Here is a 20,040-nt window from a genome sequence, read left to right on the forward strand (position 1 = left end):
GAACGCCCCGGCGGGCGGACCCGCCGGGGCGTTGCAGCTGTGTCGTGGGATCAGGCGGAGTGAGCGCGCAGCACCCGGAGGCCGCCGCGCCGCTTGACAGCGCGCCGCTCCTCTTCGCTCATCCCGCCCCAGACGCCGGCGTCCTGACCCGACTCAAGCGCCCACTGCAGGCACTGGTCGGTCACGGAGCAGCGCCTGCAGACGGCCTTGGCCTGCTCGACCTGCAGGAGAGCCGGTCCGGACGTCCCGATCGGGAAGAACAGCTCCGGGTCCTCGTCGCGGCAGACAGCATGGTGACGCCAGTCCATGGCGGCAACACTCCTCATTCTGGATGGGTGGCAATTAATTGCTTGGTCGTGCTTTTCCTATATGCATCCGCAGTGCCGATGGTGACAGTTCGCGTCCGGCCATTCGGCAGTGCGTGAGCAGGCAGTTAGTCCCGTGGACCTGCTGGAACAGCTCAACCTGACGAGCATATCCAGGCAATGTCCCGGTAACTCAAGTTCGCTTGTGAATACTTTCACGAACGCTCGCGATGTCAAGGGTGACGCTCGGAAAAACTCCGGGCGGTGAGCAAGCCCACAACCCATTTGTCCGGGTTCCAGTGCCTTCCTGGTTACCCGCCGTGCCACAGTCGAGGATCAATATAGTACAGTGCGCGTGACATTGCTGACATTTCCGGCACCTGCCCCTCGGTGTGGCGGCGACTCGCGACGTGCGATGTGGCGCCGCGTCGACCTAGGGCAGTACCCGAGACCTAGCAGATTACTCTCAGTGCGGCGGGAACGGATGTGAATCTGACTTTCTCCCGCTCGCCAAGGTAGTCACCGTCGAGCTGGAACGCCTGCGGGCGGCTGGAGAACAGGGTGAACTCCGCCGTGTCATGGAGTCGTAACACCTGCCGCCCCTTGGGATCCGGCCGCCGGGAGAAAAACTGCGTCACTGTCCGTGTCGTACTGGCCACCCGGAGCTGACGGAGCGCCAGCACATCCAGCCCGAGGTCGAACGAGGCCTCCGGGTTCGGGTTGATCTCCCGATCGCCCAGGTACGTCCACGGCGCGGTGTTCTGGATGATGACGGTGGCCAACTCGCTCTCCGCCGGCTCGCCCGGTCGGTCCAGGGTGATCGCCGGGTGCCGTCGGTCGGAGGCGAGGAAGTACTGGTTCATGATCGAGCGCAGGTAGAGCGCCGGGGTGGAGACCCGACCCCGACGCCGAGCCTGCTCCACCCGGTGAATCACCGCGGCGTCCAGGCCGAACCCGGCGCAGAAGGTGAAGTAGCGGTCGTCCGCGCGGCCCAACCCCACCGTCCGCTGTCGGCCCAGGCGCAGCCCTTCGAGGATCATGCTGGTGGCCTCCGGCCACTCCCGGGGCAGGCCGAGCGCGCGGGCGAACACGTTTGTCGAGCCGCCCGGAACGGTGGCCAGCGCGGGCAGCCGCTCGGCCAGTGTGGCGCCGTCGGCGCCGGTTGGCGGCTCGGCCGTCATCAGGCCGTTCACCACCTCGTTCACGGTGCCGTCGCCACCCAGGGTGACGACGAGGTCAACCCCCTCGGCGGCGGCCTCCCGGGCCAGCGCCATGGCGTGCCCGCGCCGGCGGGTGTAGCGCACGCTGAGGTCGACTTCGCTGCGCAGCGCCCGGACAAGCACGTCCCGGCTGCGTTCGCTGGTGGTGGTGGCCTTCGGATTGACCACCAGGACGGCGCGCATGGGCGGCACTGTACCTCCCAGTAGCCCAGGTATCGTGTCGCGCGTGACCATCGACTCGGACCCGATTCCCGTCACGCTCCGCTGGGCGGTCCGGCTGCTGTGGGCGGAGGCGGTCGCCGTCGGGTTGATCGCCGCCTGGCTGGTCTGGGCCGATTTCACCGCTACCACCACGGATCTTCCGTCGGCGTTGCTGGTGACGGCGCTCGCCGTCGGGGCGGCGGTCGTGCTCTGGGCGCTTGGCCGCGCGCTGCTGCGCCGCCGGGCCGGCGCGCGTGCCCCCGCAATCGTGCTTCAGCTGATGCTGCTGCCGATCGGGTGGTTCATGATTCAGGCCGGGCTGGGCTGGCTGGGCGTGCCGCTGATGGCGCTCGGTCTGGGCGTCGGCTGGCTGCTGGTCAGCCCTCCGACGACCCGGGCCCTCGGCTTCGAGTGACGGCGCGCGGCAGGTGACGGCGCGCGGCAGGGGATCGCGCGGCGGGCCGGTCAGTATCCGCCGGAGCGGCGGGTGAGCAACGAGATCGTCGCCCGGCCGTCGGCGGCCGTGGCGGACGCCGACGTGGTCAGCGCGGTGAGCACCTTCCAGGCGAAGGACGACTCGGCGGGCAGCGTGGCACCGTGCACGGTCGGCACGGTGACCTCGACGGTCAGCGCGTCCTCGGTGACGGAGAACCGGCACTCCAACTCGGCGTCGCGGGTGGCGATGGCGAGCAGCATGGCGCACGCCTCGTCGACCGCGATCCGCAGATCCTCGATCTCGTCCAGCGCGAACTGCAACCGGGCCGCGAGACCGGCGGTGGCGGTGCGGAGCACGCCGAGGTAGCCGCCGTCGGCGGGCACCGTCAGGTGCACCACGTCGTCGTCGGTCGCTGGCTGGCCGGTCAGTTGAGTCACGCCTCATCCCCCCGGTCGGGGACTCTACCCGGTCGGTCGTCCGTACGCGTGCCGGCAGCCGCCGCCTGGCCGACCTGGCCGGCCAGGTCGCGCAGTGCGTCGCCGCTGAGCCGATAGGGGACCCACTCGCTCATCTGCTCGGCGCCGATCGAGGCGTAGAACCCGGCGGCTGGGTTCCAGTCGATCATCCACCACTCCAGCCGCCGGTAGCCGCGCCGTACGCAGATGTCGGCCAGGGTGGCGAGCAGCAGCCGGCCCGCCCCGGTGCCCCGCGCGGTCGGCCGGACGTAGAGGTCCTCCAGGTAGATGCCGTGCACGCCGGCCCAGGTGGAGAAGTTGAGGAACCACAGCGCGAAGCCGATCGGCTGGTCGTGCTCGTCGACCGCGACGTGGCCGAAGAGGGCCGGCGCAGTCCCGAACAGGGCCGAGGTCAACTGCTCGGTGGTGAGGTGGCACTGGTCGGGAGCGCGTTCGTACTCCGCCAGCTCGTGCACCATGGCGACGACGGCCGGCACATCCTCGGGACGTGCCGGCCGGATCGTCGGGATGACCGGGTTGGTCACGCCTTCTTGGTCTCCCAGAAGATCTTCGAGATCTCGTCGATCTTCGCGAGCAGCTTGTCGGCGGTGGCCGGGTCCAGGCTGCCCTTGACGCCGCCGGCGCCCGCGAGCTTGGTGGCCTCGTTGAACAGCGTGTGCAGGTTCGGGTACTTCTCGAAGTGGGCCGGCTTGAAGTAGTCGGTCCAGAGCACCCAGAGGTGGTGCTTGACCAGCTCGGCGCGCTGTTCCTTGATGATGACCGCCCGGGTGCGGAACTCCGGGTCGGTGTTCGACTGGTACTTCTCGCAGATCATTTTGACCGACTCGGCCTCGATCCGGGCCTGGGCCGGGTCGTAGACGCCGCACGGCAGGTCGCAGTGAGCGCTCGCGGTGACGCGGGGCGCAAGGATGCGTGGAAGTCGCATCGGGATCCTCCATGGGAAGTTTGCGATGATCAAAGGCGACATTACTCCTGGGAGTGCTCCCCGGACCGGGTGGAGGTGAAACCAGTGCGGGCCGATCACCCGGCGGTGCCACCCCGGCTGCGAGGGCCGCTGACCGCTGTCCTGGTGACCGGTCCGTCCATGGCGCCGGCGCTGCGGCATGGCGACGCGGTGCTGGTCCGCCCGGGCGGTCGTCCGATCCGTCCCGGCGATGTGGTGGTCGCGGTCTTCCGGACCCGTCCGGAGCTGCTGGTGGTGAAGCGGGCGGTTCGGCCGCAGGACGGCGGTTGGTGGCTGCGCGGGGACAACGACCTGATCACCGACGACTCCCGGGCGTACGGAGTGGCCGATGTGCGGGGGAGGGTGGTGGCCCGGTACTGGCCCCGCCCCGGACGGGTCCCTCGTCGACCGTTATGACCCTGCTCACATCCGAGCGGCGGTGTCGACACTATGCTCGAATGTGCCCGGGTGACCCCCCGCACCGCGTGCCACCGCTCGCCGCCAACCTCGCGGCCGGGCCGGCCGCCCCGTCTGCCTCGACAGATTCTGGAGTCACCGCCATGTCCTCGTCCACCATGGACCCTGCTGATCCGGTCTTCCAGCTGCACCTGGGCGGCAAGATGGCCGTCACCTCGACGGTGCCGCTCACCAGCCGGGAAGACCTCTCCCTCGCGTACACCCCCGGGGTTGCCCTGGTGTGTGAGGCGATCGCCGCCGACCCCGACCTGGCCGACGACTACACGTGGGCGTCGCACGCCGTCGCGGTGGTCACCGACGGCTCGGCGGTGCTCGGGCTCGGCAACATCGGCCCGCGCGCCGCGCTGCCGGTGATGGAGGGCAAGGCGGTGCTGTTCAAGCAGTTCGCCGGGGTGGACGCGGTGCCGATCTGTCTGGACACGCAGGACGTCGACGAGATCGTCGCGGTGGTGCGGGCGCTGGCCCCCTCGTTCGGTGGGATCAACCTGGAGGACATCAGCGCGCCGCGCTGCTTCGAGGTCGAGCGTCGGCTGGACGAGGCGCTGGACATCCCGGTCTTCCACGACGACCAGCACGGCACCGCCATCGTGGTGCTCGCCGCGCTGCGCAACGCGGCCACCCTGCTCAATCGCAAGCTCGGTGACCTGCGGGTCGCCGTGAGCGGCGCTGGCGCGGCCGGCGTGGCCGTGACGAAGATGCTGGTCGCCGGGGGCGTCAACCCCGACCAGGTGGTGGTCTGTGACTCCAAGGGGATCATCGGCCGGCACCGCACCGAGCTGACCGGCACCAAGGCCGAGTTGGCCGCCAGCACCAACGCCGACGGTCGCCAGGGCGACATCACCGAGGCCCTGCGCGGCGCGGACGTGCTGATCGGCGTCTCCGGCGGGCAGATCCCGGAGGCGGCGGTCGCCGGCATGGCGCCCGGCGGGATCGTGTTCGCGCTGGCCAACCCGACCCCGGAGGTGCACCCCGAGGTGGCCGCCCGGCACGTCGCGGTGGTCGCCACCGGGCGCAGCGACTACCCCAACCAGATCAACAATGTGCTGGCCTTCCCCGGGGTGTTCCGCGGCGCGCTGGACGCCCGGGCCACCCGGATCACCGAGGGCATGAAGGTCGCCGCCGCGGACGCCATCGCCGGCGTGGTGGCCGAGTCGCTGACCGCCGAGGCGATCGTTCCGTCGCCGCTGGACCCCCGGGTCGCCCCGGCCGTCGCCGAGGCCGTCGCCGAGGCGGCGCGCCGCGACGGCGTCGCCCGCCGGTAGGGACGGGCACTTCTTAACGGGCGCTCAGCTTGTTACCGTGCCGATCATGCGTGCTGCCTTCGCCTCCCGCTTCGACGACGCCGATCCGCTCGCCGCGCTCACTGTCGGTGAGCGGCCCGAGCCGACCCATCCGGCCGACGACTGGGTGACCGTGCAGCTGCGGGCCACCTCGCTCAACCACCACGACCTCTGGTCACTGCGCGGGGTGGGGCTCACCGAGGCCCAGCTGCCGATGATCCTGGGCTGTGACGCGGTCGGCGTGGACCCGCAGGGCAACACGGTGGTCGTGTACCCGGTGGTGGTCACCCCGGGTGACCCGCGCGGGGTCTCCATCCTCTCCGAGCACTTCCCCGGCACCCTCGCCGAGCGGGTCGCCGTACCCCGGTCGAACCTGGTCCCGCTGCCCGACGGGCTGGCGGCGACCGACGCGGCCTGCCTGCCCACGGCCTGGCTGACCGCGTGGCGGATGCTGACCACCAAGGGCCGCGTCGCGGACGCCGACAGCGTGCTGGTGCAGGGCGCGGGTGGCGGCGTGGCCACCGCGGCCGTCGCGCTCGCCGTCGCGATGGGCAAGCGGGTGTACGCGACCAGCCGCGACCCCGTCAAGCGCGAGCGCATCACCGGGCTCGGCGCCATCGCCGTGGAACCGGGCGCCCGGCTGCCGGAACGGGTCGACGTGGTGATCGAGACGGTCGGCGCGGCCACCTTCGACCACTCCCTGAAGTCGGCCGCGCCGATGGCCCGGATCGTGGTCTCCGGCGCCACCGCCGGGCACGAGCCGTCGGTGAACCTCCGCCGGGTCTTCGCCATGCAGCTGGAGATCCTGGGCACCTCGATGGGCACCCCGGGCGAGCTGTACGAGCTGCTGGCGTTCTGCGCCGACAGCGGCGTGCGCCCGGTGGTGGACAGCGTGATCCCGTTCAGCCGGGTCGAGGACGCCTTCGCCCGGCTGCACTCCGGCGACACCTTCGGCAAGATCGTCGTCGACCACACCGCCTGACGAGGCGTTACCTTCAAGATCCGCGCAATATCCAGGAAAGAGTGGTCTCAGCGCTGCCGGAGGCCACTCTTTCCCTGATGTTGCGTGGATCTTCAGGCGCGTCGGTGGTCAGAGGTGATCGTCGAAGGTGGCGATGTCGCCGCGGGTGGCGTCGGTGGAGATGCGGCCCTTGGCCTTCGCGTCGCCGTAGAGCGTCCAACGGAGGAACTCGACCGAGGTGTCCGAGACCACCCGCAGCGTCGCACCGTCGCTGAGCAGGGCACGCCCGTGGTCGCCCTTGGGCAGGCTCAGCATCGCCTTCGGCCAGGGCACCTTGTCGTACGCGGCCTTGCCCGCCGCGTAGTCGACCACCTCGTCCAGCTCGCCGTGCACGAACAGTTGCGGCGCGGACGCACCGGCGAACGCGGTGCCCACGCCGAGCGCCGTACCGGCGAACACCACGCCGGCGTCCAGCCGTTCGTCCCGGCTGGCGGTGAAGAGGCCGATGGTGGTCACCCCGCCGGCGGAGTGCCCGGCGGCGGCCACCCGCTCGGCGTCCAGCCGGCCGCGCAGCGGGTCGCCGGCCTTGCCGTCCAGCGCCAGCACCTGGGTCAGCGCGTAGGACACGTCGGCCGGCTGGTTGAGCACGTCGAGGATGTTGCCGTCGCTGCCCCGGGCGGTGTGCGGGAAGGTCGGCGCGGCCACCACGAAGCCCGCCGCCGCCCACCGGGTCAGGATCGTGGCGTAGTCCTCCGGCCGCCCGGTCAGGCCGTGACTGAACATCACCACCGGAAACCGGCCGTCCGCAGCCGCCGCGGACCGCTTCGTCGCGCCGCCGGCCGCCCCGACCGCCGGATACCAGAGCGTCACCGGCAGCGCCCGGCCGTCCCGGTTCAGCTTCAGCTGGCGTACGCCGACGGCGAAGCTCTTTTGTGGGGCGGTCCCGGCGGGTACCTGCGGTGTCGCCGTGACGGTGGGCTGTGGCTCGGCCGGCAGTGCCTGCCGGCTCTCGGCCGGGCGGGCATCGGCGGAGCAGCCGACCATGCTGGTCAGGAACAGGGCGCTGGCAAGCAGCGCGGGGGTGACGCGACGCGACATGAGACCGATTGTGCCTTGTCCGGCTGACCCGCTCGGCCGGGATCGGCGTGGCGTGCCCGCCCGCTGACCCAGCGCTCAGGCCCGCCGCAGCATCAGTGGGCCGGACGGGACTCGTAGTGGGTCAGGGTGGGGGAGTGGGCATCGGCGGGGAGGCGGGCACCCGCCGCCGGGTCGTCGTAGAGGGTCCAGCGGAGAAAGTCGGTCGTGGTGGCGAGGACCGGGACGAAGCCCGGGTGGCCCGGGGTGAGGTACGCGCCGTGGTCCTGGCCGAGCAGGCTGAGGAACGCGGCCGGCCCGGGGGTACGCCCGTACGCGGCTCGGCCGACCGTCACCGGCACCACCGCGTCGGCCGTACCGTGCACGAAGAGCACCGGCGCGGCCGGCCCGGCGAAGCTGCCCGGCAGTCCGCCTCCGGCGATCACGATGCCGGCGCGCAGCCGGGCCGGGTGCCCCGCGCTGAACATGCCGGCGGTGGTGAAGCCGCCTGCCGAGTGCCCGGCGGCGGCGATCCGCGCCGTGTCCAGGTGGCCGGCGAGCGGATCGCCCGGGTCGGTTGCGAGACGGAGCAGATGTCGGATCAGCCGCCAGCCGTCGGCCGGCTGGTTGCGGACGTCCGCCCGGGTGAAATGGGCCGCGCCGTGCCGGGTGTGCGGGAACGCCGGGGCGGCCACCACGAAACCGGCCGCCGCCCAGCGGGTGGTCAGCCCGGCGTGCAGGTCGGGTCGGCTGCCCAACCCGTGGCTGTAGATGACGACCGGGAACCGCCCGGCGGCGACCCCGCCCACGGCAGCCGGGTACCAGATGGTCACCGGCAGGGGGCGCGCCGAGCGCGGATCGAGGGTGAGCGTACGCACGCCGACGGCGTACGACCCCTCGGGCGCCCGGCGCGCCGACAGCGGCCCGCCCGGGGCGGCGGTGGACCCGCCCGCCACGGCGGTGGCCGGCGCGCAACCAGCCAGCAGAGCTGTCACCAGTACGGCGATCAGCCGCCCCGCCCCCATCGTTCCACGGTAGGTGCCCGAGCGTGCGCAGCGGCCCCGCCGTCCGGCCCGCCTGTACCCGCCACCCGGTCGGCTCCGCCCCGCCGGCCGGGTCGACCCGGCCCGTCGGCGTGGGTCGGGGGCGGTGCGCCGCGACCAGCTTCGCTAGGGTCACCCGCATGCCTGAGAACTACAGCGACCCCAGCGGCAACACCGAGGCGTTCCGCGCGTTCACCCAGACGCCGGAGGCCACCGCATCGGCGGAGTCGCCGTCCCGTCTACCGCTGATCATCGCTGCGGCGGTGGTCGTCGTGCTGCTGGTTGCCCTCGTCGCCTGGCTCGCCTAGAGCCGACCGTGCGGGACCGGGCGACGGCGCGTCCGCTCGCCCGGAGACCCGGGTCGGAACCGGGCCCGGCGCACCGGCAGCGTCGGGCGCTGATCCCGGCCGGTCGTCAGCCGGCCTGGACCACATCCCGGGTCTGCCGGGCGATCTCGCGTTCCTCGTCGGTGCGAATGACGCAAACGGACACCTCGGCGCCGTCGGGGGAGATCAGCCGGTCGCCGGCACCGTCGTTGCGGGCCGGGTCCACGGCGATGCCGAGCCGATCCAGCCCGGCCAGCGCCGCGGCCCGGACCGGCGCGGCGTGCTCGCCCACCCCGGCCGTGAAGGCGATCGCGTCGACCCGTCCGAGCAGCGCGTAGTACGCGCCCACGTACTCGGTGATCCGCCGGCAGTACACGTCGAAGGCCAGCTCCGCCGCCCGGTCCCCGTCCCCCCGGCGTTGGAGCACCTCGCGCATGTCGTTGACGCCGGTCAGCCCGAGCAGGCCGCTGCGGTGGTTGAGCAGGTCGTCGATGTCGTCCACCGACAGCCCGCCCTCCCGCCGCAAATGGAAGATCACGGTCGGGTCGAGGTCGCCGCTGCGGGTGCCCATCACCAACCCCTCCAGCGGGGACATGCCCATCGAGGTGGCGACGCTGCGACCGGCGGCCACCGCGCAGGCGCTCGCCCCGTTGCCCAGGTGCAGGGTGATCGTGTTCAGCTGCTCGTACGGGCGGCCCAGCAGGTCGGCGGTGCGCCGGGAGACGTACGCGTGTGAGGTGCCGTGGAAGCCGTACCGGCGGATGCCGTACCGCTCGGCGGTGTCCCGGTCGATCGCGTAGGTCGCGGCGGCCTCCGGCAGGGTGTGGTGGAACGCGGTGTCGAAGACGGCGACCTGCGGGACGTCCGGCAGCGCCTCCCGGGCCACCTCGATGCCGGCCAGGTTCGCCGGGTTGTGCAGCGGGGCGAGCGGGACCAGGTCCCGGATCGCGGCCAGCACCGCGTCGTCGATCAGGACCGGCGTGCTGAACTTCCGGCCACCGTGCACCACTCGGTGCCCGACCGCGGTCAGCCCGGCCAGGTCCAGCCCGGCAAGGATCTGCCGGACCGCACTGGCGTGGTCCGCCGGCCCGCCGCCGGGCTCACCGACCCGCTCGACCGTGCCCTGGTCGAGCACCTGGTCGCCGTCGTAGCGGCGCCACTTCACCGACGACGACCCGCAGTTGAGCACCAGCACGCAACTCACGACGCCTCCTCGGTGGCCGCCTGGATGGCGGTGATCGCCACCGTGTTGACGATGTCCGGCACGGTGGCACCGCGGGACAGGTCGTTCACCGGCCGGCGCAGGCCCTGCATCACCGGGCCGACCGCGACCGCCCCGGCGGAGCGCTGCACCGCCTTGTACGTGTTGTTGCCGGTGTTCAGGTCCGGGAAGATGAAGACCGTGGCCTGGCCGGCGACCGGGCTGCCCGGCAGCTTGGTGGCCGCCACCGCCGGGTCGATCGCCGCGTCGTACTGGATCGGCCCCTCGACCAGCAGGTCGGGCCGGCGCTCTCGCACCAGCGCGGTGGCCGTGGCGACCTTCTCCACGTCCGCGCCGGCGCCGGAGCTGCCGGTGGAGTACGACAGCATGGCCACCCGAGGCTCGATGCCGAACCGGGCCGCGGTATCGGCGGAGGAGATCGCGATGTCCGCGAGCTGGGCGGCGTCCGGGTCGCGGTTGACCGCGCAGTCGCCGTAGACGAGCACCCGGTCGGCGAGCAGCATGAAGAACACACTGGAGGCCACCGAGGCCCCCGGCACGGTACGGATGATCTCGAACGCCGGCCGGATGGTGGCGGCGGTGGTGTGCGTGGCGCCGGAGACCATGCCGTCAGCGTGCCCGGTGGCCACCATCAGCGTGCCGAAGTAGTTGGGCTGGGCCACGATGTCGTGCGCCAACTCGGCGGTGACGCCCCGGTGGGCGCGCAACCGGGCGTACTCGGCCGCGAAGTCGTCCCGCCACCCGCTGGTGACCGGGTCGACCAGGTGCGCGTCGCCGACGTCGATTCCCAGCTCGCGGGTCCGCCGGGCGATGTCGTCCGGTCGGCCGAGCAGAGTCAGCTCGGCCACCCCCCGGCGGAGCAGGATCTCGGCCGCGCGCAGGATCCGCTCCTCGGCGCCCTCCGGCAGTACCACGTGTCGGCGCCGCGAGCGGGCGCGGTCGATCAGCTCGTTCTCGAACATCAGCGGGGTGACCCGGGCCGACCGGCTGACCCGCAGCCGGCGGGCCAGGTCGTCGGTGTCCACGCAGCGCTCGAACGCGCCGAGCGCCGCCTCCACCTTGCGGGGGTTGGCCGCGTTGGGCCGACCCTCGATCCGGCTGGACGCGGCCACCGTGTCGTAGCTGTCGCTGCTCACGGACAGCACCGCCAGTCCGGTGTTCAGCCCTTCCACCAGCCGCATCACCCGCGGGTCGGGCTGCTCGCCGAGCGTCAGCACGAGCCCGGCCACCGACACCTGCCCGGCCACGTGCGCGGCGCTGGCGGCGACGAGCAGGTCGGCCCGGTCCCCGGGGGTGATCACCAGGGCGCCCTCGGTGAGGTGGCCCAGCAGGGTCGGCACGTGCGCGGCGCCGACCACGAAGTCCAGTACGTCCCGGCCGAGCGCGGCGTCGTCCCCGGCCAGCAGGGTGGCGTCGAGCGCCGCCGCCACCTCGGCCACCGTCGGCGCCGACACGGTCGGCACCTCCGGGATGGCGTACGCGGGGACCGGCAGGTCGGGCAGGGTCATCGGCTCGGCCACCCGATTGGCGATCACCGCGAGCACGGTGGCGCCCAGGTCGGCCAGATCGTGGTACGCCCCCCGCACGGCGGCCGCGACGGCCGCCGGTTCCTGCCCAAAGCCGTCCACCACCGGCACCACCACGCTGCCGAACTCGGTGGCCAGCCGGGCGTTGAAGGCCAACTCCCGGGGACGGGCCGGGTCGCCCGGGTCGTCGAAGTCGCTGCCCACCACGACCACCGCCGGGCACTGCCGCTCCACCGCCCGGTAGCGCTCGACGATGGCGGAGATCAGCTCCTCCCGCCGGCCGTCGGCTACCAGCGCAGCGGCCTCGGCATAGGTCGTCCCGGCCAACTCGGCCAACGGCAGCTCGACCCGGTAGCGCTCGCTGAGCAGGGCGAGGATCGGGTCCGGGCCGTTGTCGCCGACCAGCGGCCGGAACACACCGATCCGCCCGACCTGGCGGGACAGCAACTCGGCCAGTCCGAGCGCGATCGTCGACTTACCCCCGCCAGACCCCACACTCGTCAGATACACGCTCCTGGCCACGCCCCCCACCCTAGAAGATCGCGCCCGCCCCCCACCCGGGCCCTCCGACCCCCACCCCCAGGGCCTTTTCTCCGTTGATCATGAAGTTATGCCGCGACCCGCCGATGACACGCGCAAACAACTTCATGATCATCGGGCGGGCGGGCGGAGCGGGCGGGCGGGCGGGCCGGGGGGTGGGGTGGGTTTGGGGTTAGTCGTCTTCGGGGTCGTCTAGGCGGGCCAGGTAGGTGGCCAGGCGTTCGATGGGGGTTTCGAAGTCGGGGTTGAGGTCGACGAAGTCGCGCAGGCGCTCGCCGAGCCACTCCAGGGTCACCTGCTCGTCGCCCCGGCGCTCGACCAGTTCCTCGATGCCACGGTCGGTGAAGTACATCGGTACGTCCTCCTGCTCGGCCCGGCTCGGGCCGGGCGGGTGGACCGACGGAGGCCGGGGCAGGACCGTGGTGACGGCCCTGCCCCGGCTCTCACGGTGCGGTCAGGTCACGGGCGGGGGAGAGCCGCCTCGATCAGCGCGTTCTGCTCGACCTCGTGCGTCTTGGCCGAGCCGACCGCCGGGGCGGCCGCGGCCGGGCGGGAGATCCGCCGCAGCCGGACGTCCGTGAGGTGCTCCAGCAGGTTGAGCGCGACGAACGACCAGGCGCCCTGGTTGGCCGGCTCCTCCTGCACCCAGGCGAAGTCCTCCGCGTTCGGGTACTGCGCGAGGGCCGCCCGGATCTCCTCCACCGGCAGCGGGTACAGCTGCTCGATCCGGATGATCGCGGTGTCGGTGACCTCACGCTGCTGCCGGGCCTGGAACAGGTCGTAGTAGATCTTGCCGGTGCAGAGCAGCACGCGCTTCACCGCCTCCGGCGCCGGGGCGGCCGTGTCGCGCAGCACCGGCTGGAAGGTCCCGGTGGTGAAGTCCTCCACCGAGGAGACGCAGAGCTTGTGCCGCAGCAGCGACTTCGGCGTGAACACCACCAGCGGCTTGCGCTTGGGCGACAGGGCCTGGCGGCGCAGCAGGTGGAAGTAGTTCGCCGGGGTGGTCGGGATGGACACCCGCATGTTGTCCTCGGCGCACATCTGCAGGAACCGCTCCGGGCGGCCGGAGGTGTGGTCCGGGCCCTGTCCCTCGTGCCCGTGCGGCAGCAGCAGGGTGACCGCGGAGCGCTGGCCCCACTTCACCTCGCCGGAGGAGATGAACTCGTCGATCACCGACTGGGCGCCGTTGACGAAGTCACCGAACTGGGCCTCCCAGGCCACCAGCGCGTTGATGTTCTCCACCGAGTAGCCGTACTCGAAGCCCATCGCCGCGTACTCGCTGAGCAGCGAGTCGTGCACGAAGAACCGGGAACGCTCGCCGTCGCCGGTGAGCGACTTCAGCGGCAGGTAGTCGTCGCCGGTGCGGGCGTCCACCACCGAGGCGTGCCGCTGGACGAAGGTGCCGCGGCGGGAATCCTGACCGGCCAGCCGGACGGTGACCCCGTCGTGCAGCAGCGCCCCGAGCGCGATGATCTCGCCGAAGCCCCAGTCGATGTTGCCCTCGACGGACATCTTGGCCCGCCGGTCGAGCAGCTGCTGGATCCGCTTGTGCGGGGTGAAGCCCTCCGGCAGGTTGACGTGCGCCTCGCCGATCGCCTTCACGACGGCCGCGTCGGTGGCGGTGTCGACCTGCGGCTCCGGCTCCTCCTCGCGGCGCGGCCGGTTGAGCTGGCGCGGTGCCGCGGCGGCGTCCCGGGTGGCCTTGAAGACCTTCTCCAACTGCGCCTGGTAGTCGCGCAGCAGTTCCTCCGCGTCCTCCACGGTGATGTCGCCGCGACCGATCAGCTCCTCTGTGTAGAGCTTGCGCACCGAGCGCTTCGAGTCAATGATCTTGTACATCTGGGGGTTGGACATCGACGGGTCGTCGCCCTCGTTGTGCCCGCGCCGGCGGTAGCAGACCATGTCGATCACGACGTCCTTGTTGAACGCCTGCCGGTACTCGAAGGCCAGCCGGGCCACCCGGACCACGGCCTCCGGGTCGTCGCCGTTGACGTGGAAGATCGGCGCCTGGATCATCCGGGCCACATCGGTGCTGTAGAGGCTGGACCGGCTGTACTCCGGGGCGGTGGTGAAGCCGACCTGGTTGTTGACCACCACGTGCACGGTGCCGCCGGTGCGGTAGCCGCGCAACTGCGAGAGGTTGAGCGTCTCGGCGACCACGCCCTGACCCGCGAAGGCGGCGTCACCGTGCACCGCCAGCGGCAGCACGGTGTAGCCCTCCAGCTTGAGGTCGATCCGGTCCTGCTTGGCCCGGACGATGCCCTCCAGCACCGGGTCGACGGCCTCCAGGTGCGACGGGTTGGCCACCACCGACACCTTGACGGCGTGCTCGCCGTCGGGGGTGGTGAACTTGCCGTTCTGGCCCAGGTGGTACTTCACGTCGCCGGAGCCCTGCGTCGAGCGCGGGTCCAGGTGACCCTCGAACTCGGAGAAGATCTTCTCGTATGGCTTGCCGACGATGTTGGCCAGCACGTTGAGCCGGCCCCGGTGCGCCATGCCGATGACGACCTCGTCCAGCCCGCCCTCGGCGGAGGACTCCAGCACCTCGCCGAGCAGCGGGATCAGCGACTCGCCGCCCTCCAGCGAGAACCGCTTCTGGCCGACGTACTTGGTCTGCAGGAAGGTCTCGAACGCCTCGGCGGCGTTGAGCCGGTTGAGCACGTGCTTCTGCTCGTCGAGGGGCGGCTTCTCGTACTTGCGCTCGATCCGCTCCTGGATCCAGCGCCGCTCCTCCGGGTCCTGGATGTGCATGTACTCGATGCCGACCCGGCGGCAGTACGAGTCGCGCAGCACGCCAAGGATCGAGCGCAGCTTCATCCGCTGCCGGCCGGCGAAACCGTTCACCGGGAACTCGCGGTCCAGGTCCCACAGGGTCAGCCCGTGCTGGAGGACGTCCAGGTCGGGGTGCTTGCGGATCTTGAATTCCAGCGGGTCGGTGTCGGCCATCAGGTGACCGCGCACCCGGTACGCGTGGATCAGCTCGTGCACCCGGGCGGTCTTGTTGATCTGACCCTCGGAGTTGACCGCCACGTCGCGCACCCAGCGCACCGGCTCGTACGGGATCCGCAGCGAGGTGAAGATCTCGTCGTAGAAGCCGTGCTCGCCCAGGATCAGCTCGTGCATCACCTTGAGGAACTCGCCGGACTGCGCGCCCTGGATGATCCGGTGGTCGTACGTGCTGGTCAGCGTGATGATCTTGCTGACCGCGAGCTCGGCCAGGGTGACCTCGGACATGCCCTGGTAGGGGGCCGGGTACTCCATGGCGCCGACGCCGATGATCGCGCTCTGCCCCTGCATGAGCCGCGGCATCGAGTGCACGGTGCCGATGCCGCCCGGGTTGGTCAGCGAGATCGTGGTGCCGGAGTAGTCCTCCATGGTCAGCTCGTTGCGCCGCGCCCGCCGGACCACGTCCTCGTACGCCTGCCAGAACTGCCGGAAGTCCATCTGCTCGCAGCCCTTGATGGAGGGGACCACCAGGTTGCGGCTGCCGTCCGGCTTGGCCAGGTCGATCGCGATGCCGAGGTTGACGTGCGCCGGGCGGACCACGGCCGGCTTGCCGTTGGCCTCGGCGAAGGAGTTGTTCATCTCCGGGTGCTGGACCAGCGCCCGGACCATCGCGTAGCCGACCAGGTGGGTGAAGCTGACCTTGCCGCCGCGCCCCCGGGCGAGGTGGTTGTTGATCACGATGCGGTTGTCGACCAGCAGCTTGGCCGGGACCGCCCGCACACTGGTTGCCGTGGGCACGCTCAGCGAGGCGTCCATGTTCTGGACGATCTTCGCGGCGACACCACGCAGTGGCGTGGTCTGCGGGCCGTCGGCGCTCGGCGCCGGGGCGGCCTTCGCGGCCGGGGCGGCCTTCGTCGGGGCGGGTGCGGCGGCGGGCTTGGCCGGTGCCGGCTTCGCGGCGGCCGGCTTGCTGGCGGGCGCCGACGGTGCCGTGGCGCTCGGCTGGCTGACCTTGGCGGCCGCTTCCGGCTGGCCGTCCGGCTCCGGCGCGGCGGCCGGTGCGCTCGTCGGCTCACCAGCGCGCGGGGTGCCGGCGCCCGGCGCCGGCCGGTAGTCGGCGAAGAAGTCGTGCCAGGCCGAATCGACGCTCGTTGGGTCGGCGAGGTACCGCTGGTACATCTCCTCGACGATCCACTCGTTCGGGCCGAAACCCGCCAGTGGGTTCTCCTGCGAAGTCTGCTGGGTCGACACGGCCGGTAATCGCCTCTTTCAAGCGGGTTTGTGTGTCAAGCGGTGTCCGCCGCGCCCAGTTAGGAGCACGGACAGGACGGCTCCCAGGCTACGCCGTACTGATCCCGCAGGCATTTCCGCCTCGGCCCCGTGGTCCGTTTCACAGAAGATGCCAGAAGTTCAGCAACCGCTGCGTGGTCCGTCAACCACTGATAAAGGCGCTGACCAGCCACGACTGAGTACCGGTACGGATGTCCGCCGGAGCGATGCCGGCGAGGATCGGCCGCATGGATCACACAGAGGCGCCGGGGCGGTACGGCCGGAGCATGGCGGTCGCGTTCGGCTGGTACGCCACCGCGATCGCGGCGGTGGTGGTGGGCACGACCAGCGTGCCGAGCGCGCCGCGGCAGGACTGCTCGGCGATGTTCAGCTGCCTCTCGCCGCTGGAGTCGCTGGCACTGGCCGGGCTGTTCTGGGGCGGGCCGGTGCTCGTGGCGTTACTGATCGTCACGGCGGTCGTCGACGCGCTGCTCGTTCGCCGGATCCCCTCGGTGGTGCTGGCCGGCACCCTGTCCGTGGCGGTCAGCGTCGCGGTCGGCGTCGTCGTGGCCGGCGCGTACCTGGGTCGATCGTGAAGCGGCTCGGCCTGGGCGGGCTCTTCTTCGCCTGGCTCTACGGTGTGCCGTTCGTGCTCGTGGTGGGCCTGATCCGGCGGACGTCGACGCCGTACACGCCGACCGAGGACGCGGCGCGGGCGTTCGGGGCCACCACGGACGCCCTGCTGGCCGTCGGGCTGGTGTTGAATGTGGCGCTCCCGGCGGTCGGCCTGTTGCTGGCCGGGCTGGTCGGAGAGGAGGGCTGGCGTCGGCACTTCGGCTGGGCCTTCGGCGGGGTGGCGCTGATCTACCTGGCGGTCGCGCTGGCCGGCAGCATGGCGACCAGCGCCTTGATCGGCCACAGCCCGGCCGACCAGGAGCCGGACCCGCCGGTCGGCCACTGCGTCCCGATCAGCGGCGGCCGAAGCTGCCCGGGCGGGTAGCCGGCGACGCGTGGCGTTGGCCCGGGCGACGACCGTGCCGTTGGCCCCGGCCCCGGGCGGCGACGGCAGGTCGCCACCCGGGGCCGGCTGTGCTCAGGAAATGTCCCGCCGACGAGTCAGCAGAATGCCGACGATGCCGCTGACCAGGGCATAGCCGACCAACACCAGAGCCCCGACCCACCAGGCGGGCGTCATCTCCGACTCGCCCCCGCTGATCATGATGGTCGACGCGGCGGCCGGCCAGACGACCTGCCACTTGACGATGTCCATGTTGTCCATCCAGTTGGCCAGCAGGAGGAAGAGCACCCCCACGACCTGCGTACCCACCAGATAGAGCACCGAGGCGGTGATCACGGCGCCCAACTGGCTGGTGATGAGCGTGCCGATGCCCACCCCGAGGATGGTCCAGATGCCGTAGGCCAGCAGGTTGAGCAGCAGCGCGCGCTGGACTTCCCACTCCCCGAGGCCCGTGTCGTAGCCGTTGAGCGACAGGAACGACGCCCCGGCGGCCAGGTCGATCACGGTGGTCACCAGCCAGAACGCGAAGCCGAGCACGGCAGCCGCGAGGAGCTTGCTGATGATCACCGAGGTTCGCCGCGGGGTGGTGAGGAAGGTGGTGGTCGCGGTCTGGTGGAAGAACTCGTTCGTGACCATGAGGATGCCGATGAGCATCACGAACATCAGGCCGAGGTACTGACCCGAGGTGTAGAGGTTCGCCATCACGGACGGAGCGGAGGCGGCGTCGCCGGTGAGGCCGATGTTCTCGCCGTTGCCCTTCAGCGCCTCGCTGGCCAGCCAGGCGTTCAGCGCGAAGGCCAGGACGATCGACAGGAATGCCCCGAGGCCCAGCAGCCACCAGGTGTTGGTGGTACGGATCTTGAGCAGTTCGGCTCGGACCAGGTTCATCGGATGCCCGCCTTTCCGGCCGTCAGCTCCAGGAAGACCCGTTCCAGGTCGGGCCGTTCGGTGGTCAGTTCGTGCAGCTCCACCCCGGCGGCCAGAGCGGTCCGGCCGACCGTCGGGGCATCCACCCCGGCCACCAGCAGGACGCCGTGCTCGTCGGTGTCGACGGTGGCCGACTGCGCCTTCAGCGCGGCGGTCAGCGCCTCGGCCTGCGGGGTGCGGACCCGCACGCGGGCGCCCTGCGCCATCGACCCGAGGACCTGGTCGACCGGCCCCTGCCGGACCAACTGGCCGGCCGCGATGATCACCACGTCGTCGGCGAGCAGCTGCATCTCAGACAGCAGGTGGCTGGAGACCAGCACGGTGCGACCCTCGTGGGCGAGGTTCTTGAGGAATCCCCGCATCCACCGGATGCCCTCCGGGTCGAGCCCGTTGGCGGGCTCGTCGAGGATCAGCACCCGGGGGTCGCCGAGCATCGCGGCGGCGATGCCGAGCCGCTGCTTCATACCCAGCGAGTAACCCTTGAACTTGCGCTTCGCCGCCGGGGTCAGCCCGACCAGGGCCAGCGCCTCGTCGGCTCGCTGCTTGGGCAGCCCTGCCGCCGCGCAGATCACCCGCAGGTGGTTGATGCCGGTGCGACCCTTGTGCGCGCTGGACGCCTCCAGCACCGCGCCGACCTGCCGCATCGGGTCCGAGAGGTCGACGTACCGGTGGCCGCTGATGGTGGCCGTACCGGCGGTGGGCGTGACGAGGTTCAGCAGCATGCGCAGCGTGGTGGTCTTGCCGGCGCCGTTCGGGCCGAGGAAGCCGGTCACCCGCCCCGGTGCCACGGTGAAGGACAGGTTGTTCACCGCCCGGACGTTCTTGTACTGCTTCGTCAGACCGGACACCACGATCTGACCGTCGCTGGTGGGGCTTCGCTGCCCGTCAGTCATCGTTCTCCTCCCGCGTGTGGCGTCGAGGTACGCCGTGGCACAGCGTGACGGCCCCAGGCAACAAGGTCAATCAGGCGCGGTCCGTACGGCGTGGTCCTTCTCGAGGTGGAGGCGGGTCCGTCCTGCGGACGACGCCGTGGGTCAGCGGGCGATCCAGGTGGCCCGGGCCGCGCCCAGCAGGGCGCCGTCCGGGCCGTACAGGCTGGTGTGCACGAGCGCCTTGCGGCCGTCGACGCGAATCAGCGCACCGGTCACCACGCACTCGTCGCCCGGCGCTGGCAGCGCGGTGACCACGGCGGCGATCCGGCCCAACACGTACGGCCGGCCGGGTGCGAGCACCGTCCAGCCGCCTGGGCAGTCCAACGCCGCCCAGGCCGTGGCGCCGCTGACCTGCTCGGGTGCCCGGAACGGCGCGGCGGTCCGCCCGTCCGGCAGCCGGCCGGGGAAGATCCGCAGCCCGTCCGTCCGGTGCGGGCCGCAGACGTAGCAGTCGGGGAACGGGTGCTCGACCAGGCCGGGGTAGCGGGTCGCGGCGTCCACCGCGATGTCCCGGTCGACCGCCGGTACGACGGCGTCCACCTCTCCGGTCGGGCGGACCTCGGCCACCAGCTCGCCGGCCGGGTCACGAACCTCGCCGTCGACCATCCGCAGCGCGGTCTCCAACGGCGGCGGCCGGCGCAGCGTCACCTCGACCGGTCCGGGGCCGCCCGCGGCGGCGGCGAAGACTCCGGCGCTCCAGCCGCCGTTGCCGGAGCCGGAGGGCCCGTTGTAGCGGGACTCGATGCGCATCGTCGACCTCCGGAGGGCTGTGCCGGCACCGTCGCCGGGTCCGTCCGGCAGCCTCGCACGGGCACCGTCGGGCACCTCCGGCGGCCGTGCCGGTGGGTCATCCGGTGGTTGGGCCGGCGTTCACCCGATCGACACCGGTGGTCACCGGGGATGGCAACCCGGGGCACT

General features: G+C 71.7%; 21 protein-coding genes. 7 read left to right on the top strand and 14 right to left on the bottom strand.

What is annotated here, in order from left to right; genetic code table 11:
• Positions 1-50: 50 nt before the first annotated feature.
• Together OG990_RS34650 and OG990_RS34655 are read right to left on the bottom strand one after the other, a co-directional pair.
• Positions 51-308, bottom strand: a complete 258-nt coding sequence (locus tag OG990_RS34650) for a WhiB family transcriptional regulator (RefSeq protein ID WP_007072794.1) — start codon at positions 306-308, stop codon at positions 51-53.
• A gap of 449 nt (positions 309-757) precedes the next feature.
• Positions 758-1,708, bottom strand: a complete 951-nt coding sequence (locus OG990_RS34655) for a diacylglycerol kinase family protein (protein ID WP_328420012.1) — start codon at positions 1,706-1,708, stop codon at positions 758-760.
• Positions 1,709-1,751: 43 nt separating this feature from the next.
• Here OG990_RS34655 and OG990_RS34660 point away from each other — a divergent pair, with 43 nt between their 5' ends.
• Complete coding sequence (locus OG990_RS34660) at positions 1,752-2,141, top strand: hypothetical protein (protein ID WP_355608516.1); 390 nt, start codon at positions 1,752-1,754, stop codon at positions 2,139-2,141.
• Between the two features lie 50 nt (positions 2,142-2,191).
• On the opposite strand, the gene OG990_RS34665 is transcribed toward OG990_RS34660, so the two are convergent.
• Genes OG990_RS34665 through sodN form a run of 3 tightly spaced genes read right to left on the bottom strand, consistent with a single transcriptional unit; the run spans position 2,192 to position 3,563 of the window.
• On the bottom strand, positions 2,192-2,599 hold the full coding sequence (locus tag OG990_RS34665) for an ATP-binding protein (protein WP_328420008.1): 408 nt from the start codon (positions 2,597-2,599) through the stop codon (positions 2,192-2,194).
• Entirely contained in the window at positions 2,596-3,162 is a 567-nt protein-coding gene (locus tag OG990_RS34670; RefSeq protein WP_406078391.1) for a GNAT family N-acetyltransferase, read from the bottom strand. The genes OG990_RS34665 and OG990_RS34670 overlap by 4 nt, the downstream gene beginning before the upstream one ends.
• Positions 3,159-3,563 (bottom strand): superoxide dismutase, Ni, encoded by a 405-nt coding sequence (gene sodN, locus OG990_RS34675; protein WP_328420004.1) that lies wholly within the window; start codon positions 3,561-3,563, stop codon positions 3,159-3,161. Before sodN ends, OG990_RS34670 begins: the two co-directional genes overlap by 4 nt.
• Positions 3,564-3,647: 84 nt before the next feature.
• On the opposite strand from sodN, the gene OG990_RS34680 reads away from it, so the two are divergent.
• The 3 genes from OG990_RS34680 to OG990_RS34690 all read left to right on the top strand — a co-directional run bounded on the left by OG990_RS34680 (position 3,648) and on the right by OG990_RS34690 (position 6,320).
• Positions 3,648-3,998, top strand: a complete 351-nt coding sequence (locus OG990_RS34680; protein WP_328420002.1) for a S24/S26 family peptidase — start codon at positions 3,648-3,650, stop codon at positions 3,996-3,998.
• A 143-nt stretch (positions 3,999-4,141) separates the two neighbouring features.
• A complete protein-coding gene (locus tag OG990_RS34685) occupies positions 4,142-5,320 on the top strand; it encodes an NADP-dependent malic enzyme (RefSeq protein ID WP_328420000.1) in 1,179 nt (392 codons plus the stop codon).
• Positions 5,321-5,357: 37 nt separating this feature from the next.
• Complete coding sequence (locus OG990_RS34690) at positions 5,358-6,320, top strand: zinc-binding dehydrogenase (RefSeq protein WP_386987329.1); 963 nt, start codon at positions 5,358-5,360, stop codon at positions 6,318-6,320.
• A gap of 108 nt (positions 6,321-6,428) precedes the next feature.
• On the opposite strand, the gene OG990_RS34695 is transcribed toward OG990_RS34690, so the two are convergent.
• Together OG990_RS34695 and OG990_RS34700 are read right to left on the bottom strand one after the other, a co-directional pair.
• Complete coding sequence (locus OG990_RS34695) at positions 6,429-7,397, bottom strand: alpha/beta hydrolase family protein (RefSeq protein ID WP_406078392.1); 969 nt, start codon at positions 7,395-7,397, stop codon at positions 6,429-6,431.
• 92 nt (positions 7,398-7,489) lie between these two features.
• Positions 7,490-8,398, bottom strand: coding sequence for an alpha/beta hydrolase family protein (locus tag OG990_RS34700; protein ID WP_406078393.1), 909 nt, complete (start codon positions 8,396-8,398; stop codon positions 7,490-7,492).
• A gap of 158 nt (positions 8,399-8,556) precedes the next feature.
• Here OG990_RS34700 and OG990_RS34705 point away from each other — a divergent pair, with 158 nt between their 5' ends.
• Positions 8,557-8,724: a hypothetical protein gene (locus tag OG990_RS34705; RefSeq protein WP_328419992.1), complete on the top strand. Its 168-nt coding sequence runs from the start codon at positions 8,557-8,559 to the stop codon at positions 8,722-8,724.
• 106 nt (positions 8,725-8,830) lie between these two features.
• Here the strand turns inward: OG990_RS34705 and OG990_RS34710 are convergent, their stop codons facing one another.
• The 4 genes from OG990_RS34710 to OG990_RS34725 all read right to left on the bottom strand — a co-directional run bounded on the left by OG990_RS34710 (position 8,831) and on the right by OG990_RS34725 (position 16,227).
• The gene (locus OG990_RS34710; protein WP_406078394.1) at positions 8,831-9,946 is read right to left on the bottom strand and encodes an acetate/propionate family kinase; all 1,116 of its coding nucleotides are present in this window, start codon (positions 9,944-9,946) and stop codon (positions 8,831-8,833) included.
• Complete coding sequence (gene pta, locus OG990_RS34715) at positions 9,943-12,012, bottom strand: phosphate acetyltransferase (RefSeq protein WP_406078396.1); 2,070 nt, start codon at positions 12,010-12,012, stop codon at positions 9,943-9,945. Before pta ends, OG990_RS34710 begins: the two co-directional genes overlap by 4 nt.
• Before the next feature lie 190 nt (positions 12,013-12,202).
• Entirely contained in the window at positions 12,203-12,382 is a 180-nt protein-coding gene (locus OG990_RS34720; RefSeq protein WP_328419986.1) for a DUF6104 family protein, read from the bottom strand.
• Between the two features lie 107 nt (positions 12,383-12,489).
• A complete protein-coding gene (locus OG990_RS34725; RefSeq protein WP_406078397.1) occupies positions 12,490-16,227 on the bottom strand; it encodes a multifunctional oxoglutarate decarboxylase/oxoglutarate dehydrogenase thiamine pyrophosphate-binding subunit/dihydrolipoyllysine-residue succinyltransferase subunit in 3,738 nt (1,245 codons plus the stop codon).
• A gap of 266 nt (positions 16,228-16,493) precedes the next feature.
• Here OG990_RS34725 and OG990_RS34730 point away from each other — a divergent pair, with 266 nt between their 5' ends.
• Complete coding sequence (locus OG990_RS34730; RefSeq protein ID WP_406078398.1) at positions 16,494-16,841, top strand: hypothetical protein; 348 nt, start codon at positions 16,494-16,496, stop codon at positions 16,839-16,841.
• Positions 16,838-17,245 (top strand): hypothetical protein, encoded by a 408-nt coding sequence (locus tag OG990_RS34735; RefSeq protein ID WP_355608544.1) that lies wholly within the window; start codon positions 16,838-16,840, stop codon positions 17,243-17,245. The genes OG990_RS34730 and OG990_RS34735 overlap by 4 nt, the downstream gene beginning before the upstream one ends.
• 93 nt (positions 17,246-17,338) lie before the next feature.
• On the opposite strand, the gene OG990_RS34740 is transcribed toward OG990_RS34735, so the two are convergent.
• The 3 genes from OG990_RS34740 to OG990_RS34750 all read right to left on the bottom strand — a co-directional run bounded on the left by OG990_RS34740 (position 17,339) and on the right by OG990_RS34750 (position 19,872).
• A complete protein-coding gene (locus OG990_RS34740; protein WP_328419978.1) occupies positions 17,339-18,151 on the bottom strand; it encodes an ABC transporter permease in 813 nt (270 codons plus the stop codon).
• The gene (locus OG990_RS34745) at positions 18,148-19,083 is read right to left on the bottom strand and encodes an ATP-binding cassette domain-containing protein (protein WP_328419977.1); all 936 of its coding nucleotides are present in this window, start codon (positions 19,081-19,083) and stop codon (positions 18,148-18,150) included. The genes OG990_RS34740 and OG990_RS34745 overlap by 4 nt, the downstream gene beginning before the upstream one ends.
• Positions 19,084-19,224: 141 nt before the next feature.
• Entirely contained in the window at positions 19,225-19,872 is a 648-nt protein-coding gene (locus OG990_RS34750) for a hypothetical protein (protein ID WP_406078399.1), read from the bottom strand.
• Positions 19,873-20,040: the final 168 nt, after the last annotated feature.

The sequence above is a fragment of the Micromonospora sp. NBC_00858 genome (assembly GCF_045207365.1).
Lineage (GTDB): Bacteria > Actinomycetota > Actinomycetes > Mycobacteriales > Micromonosporaceae > Micromonospora.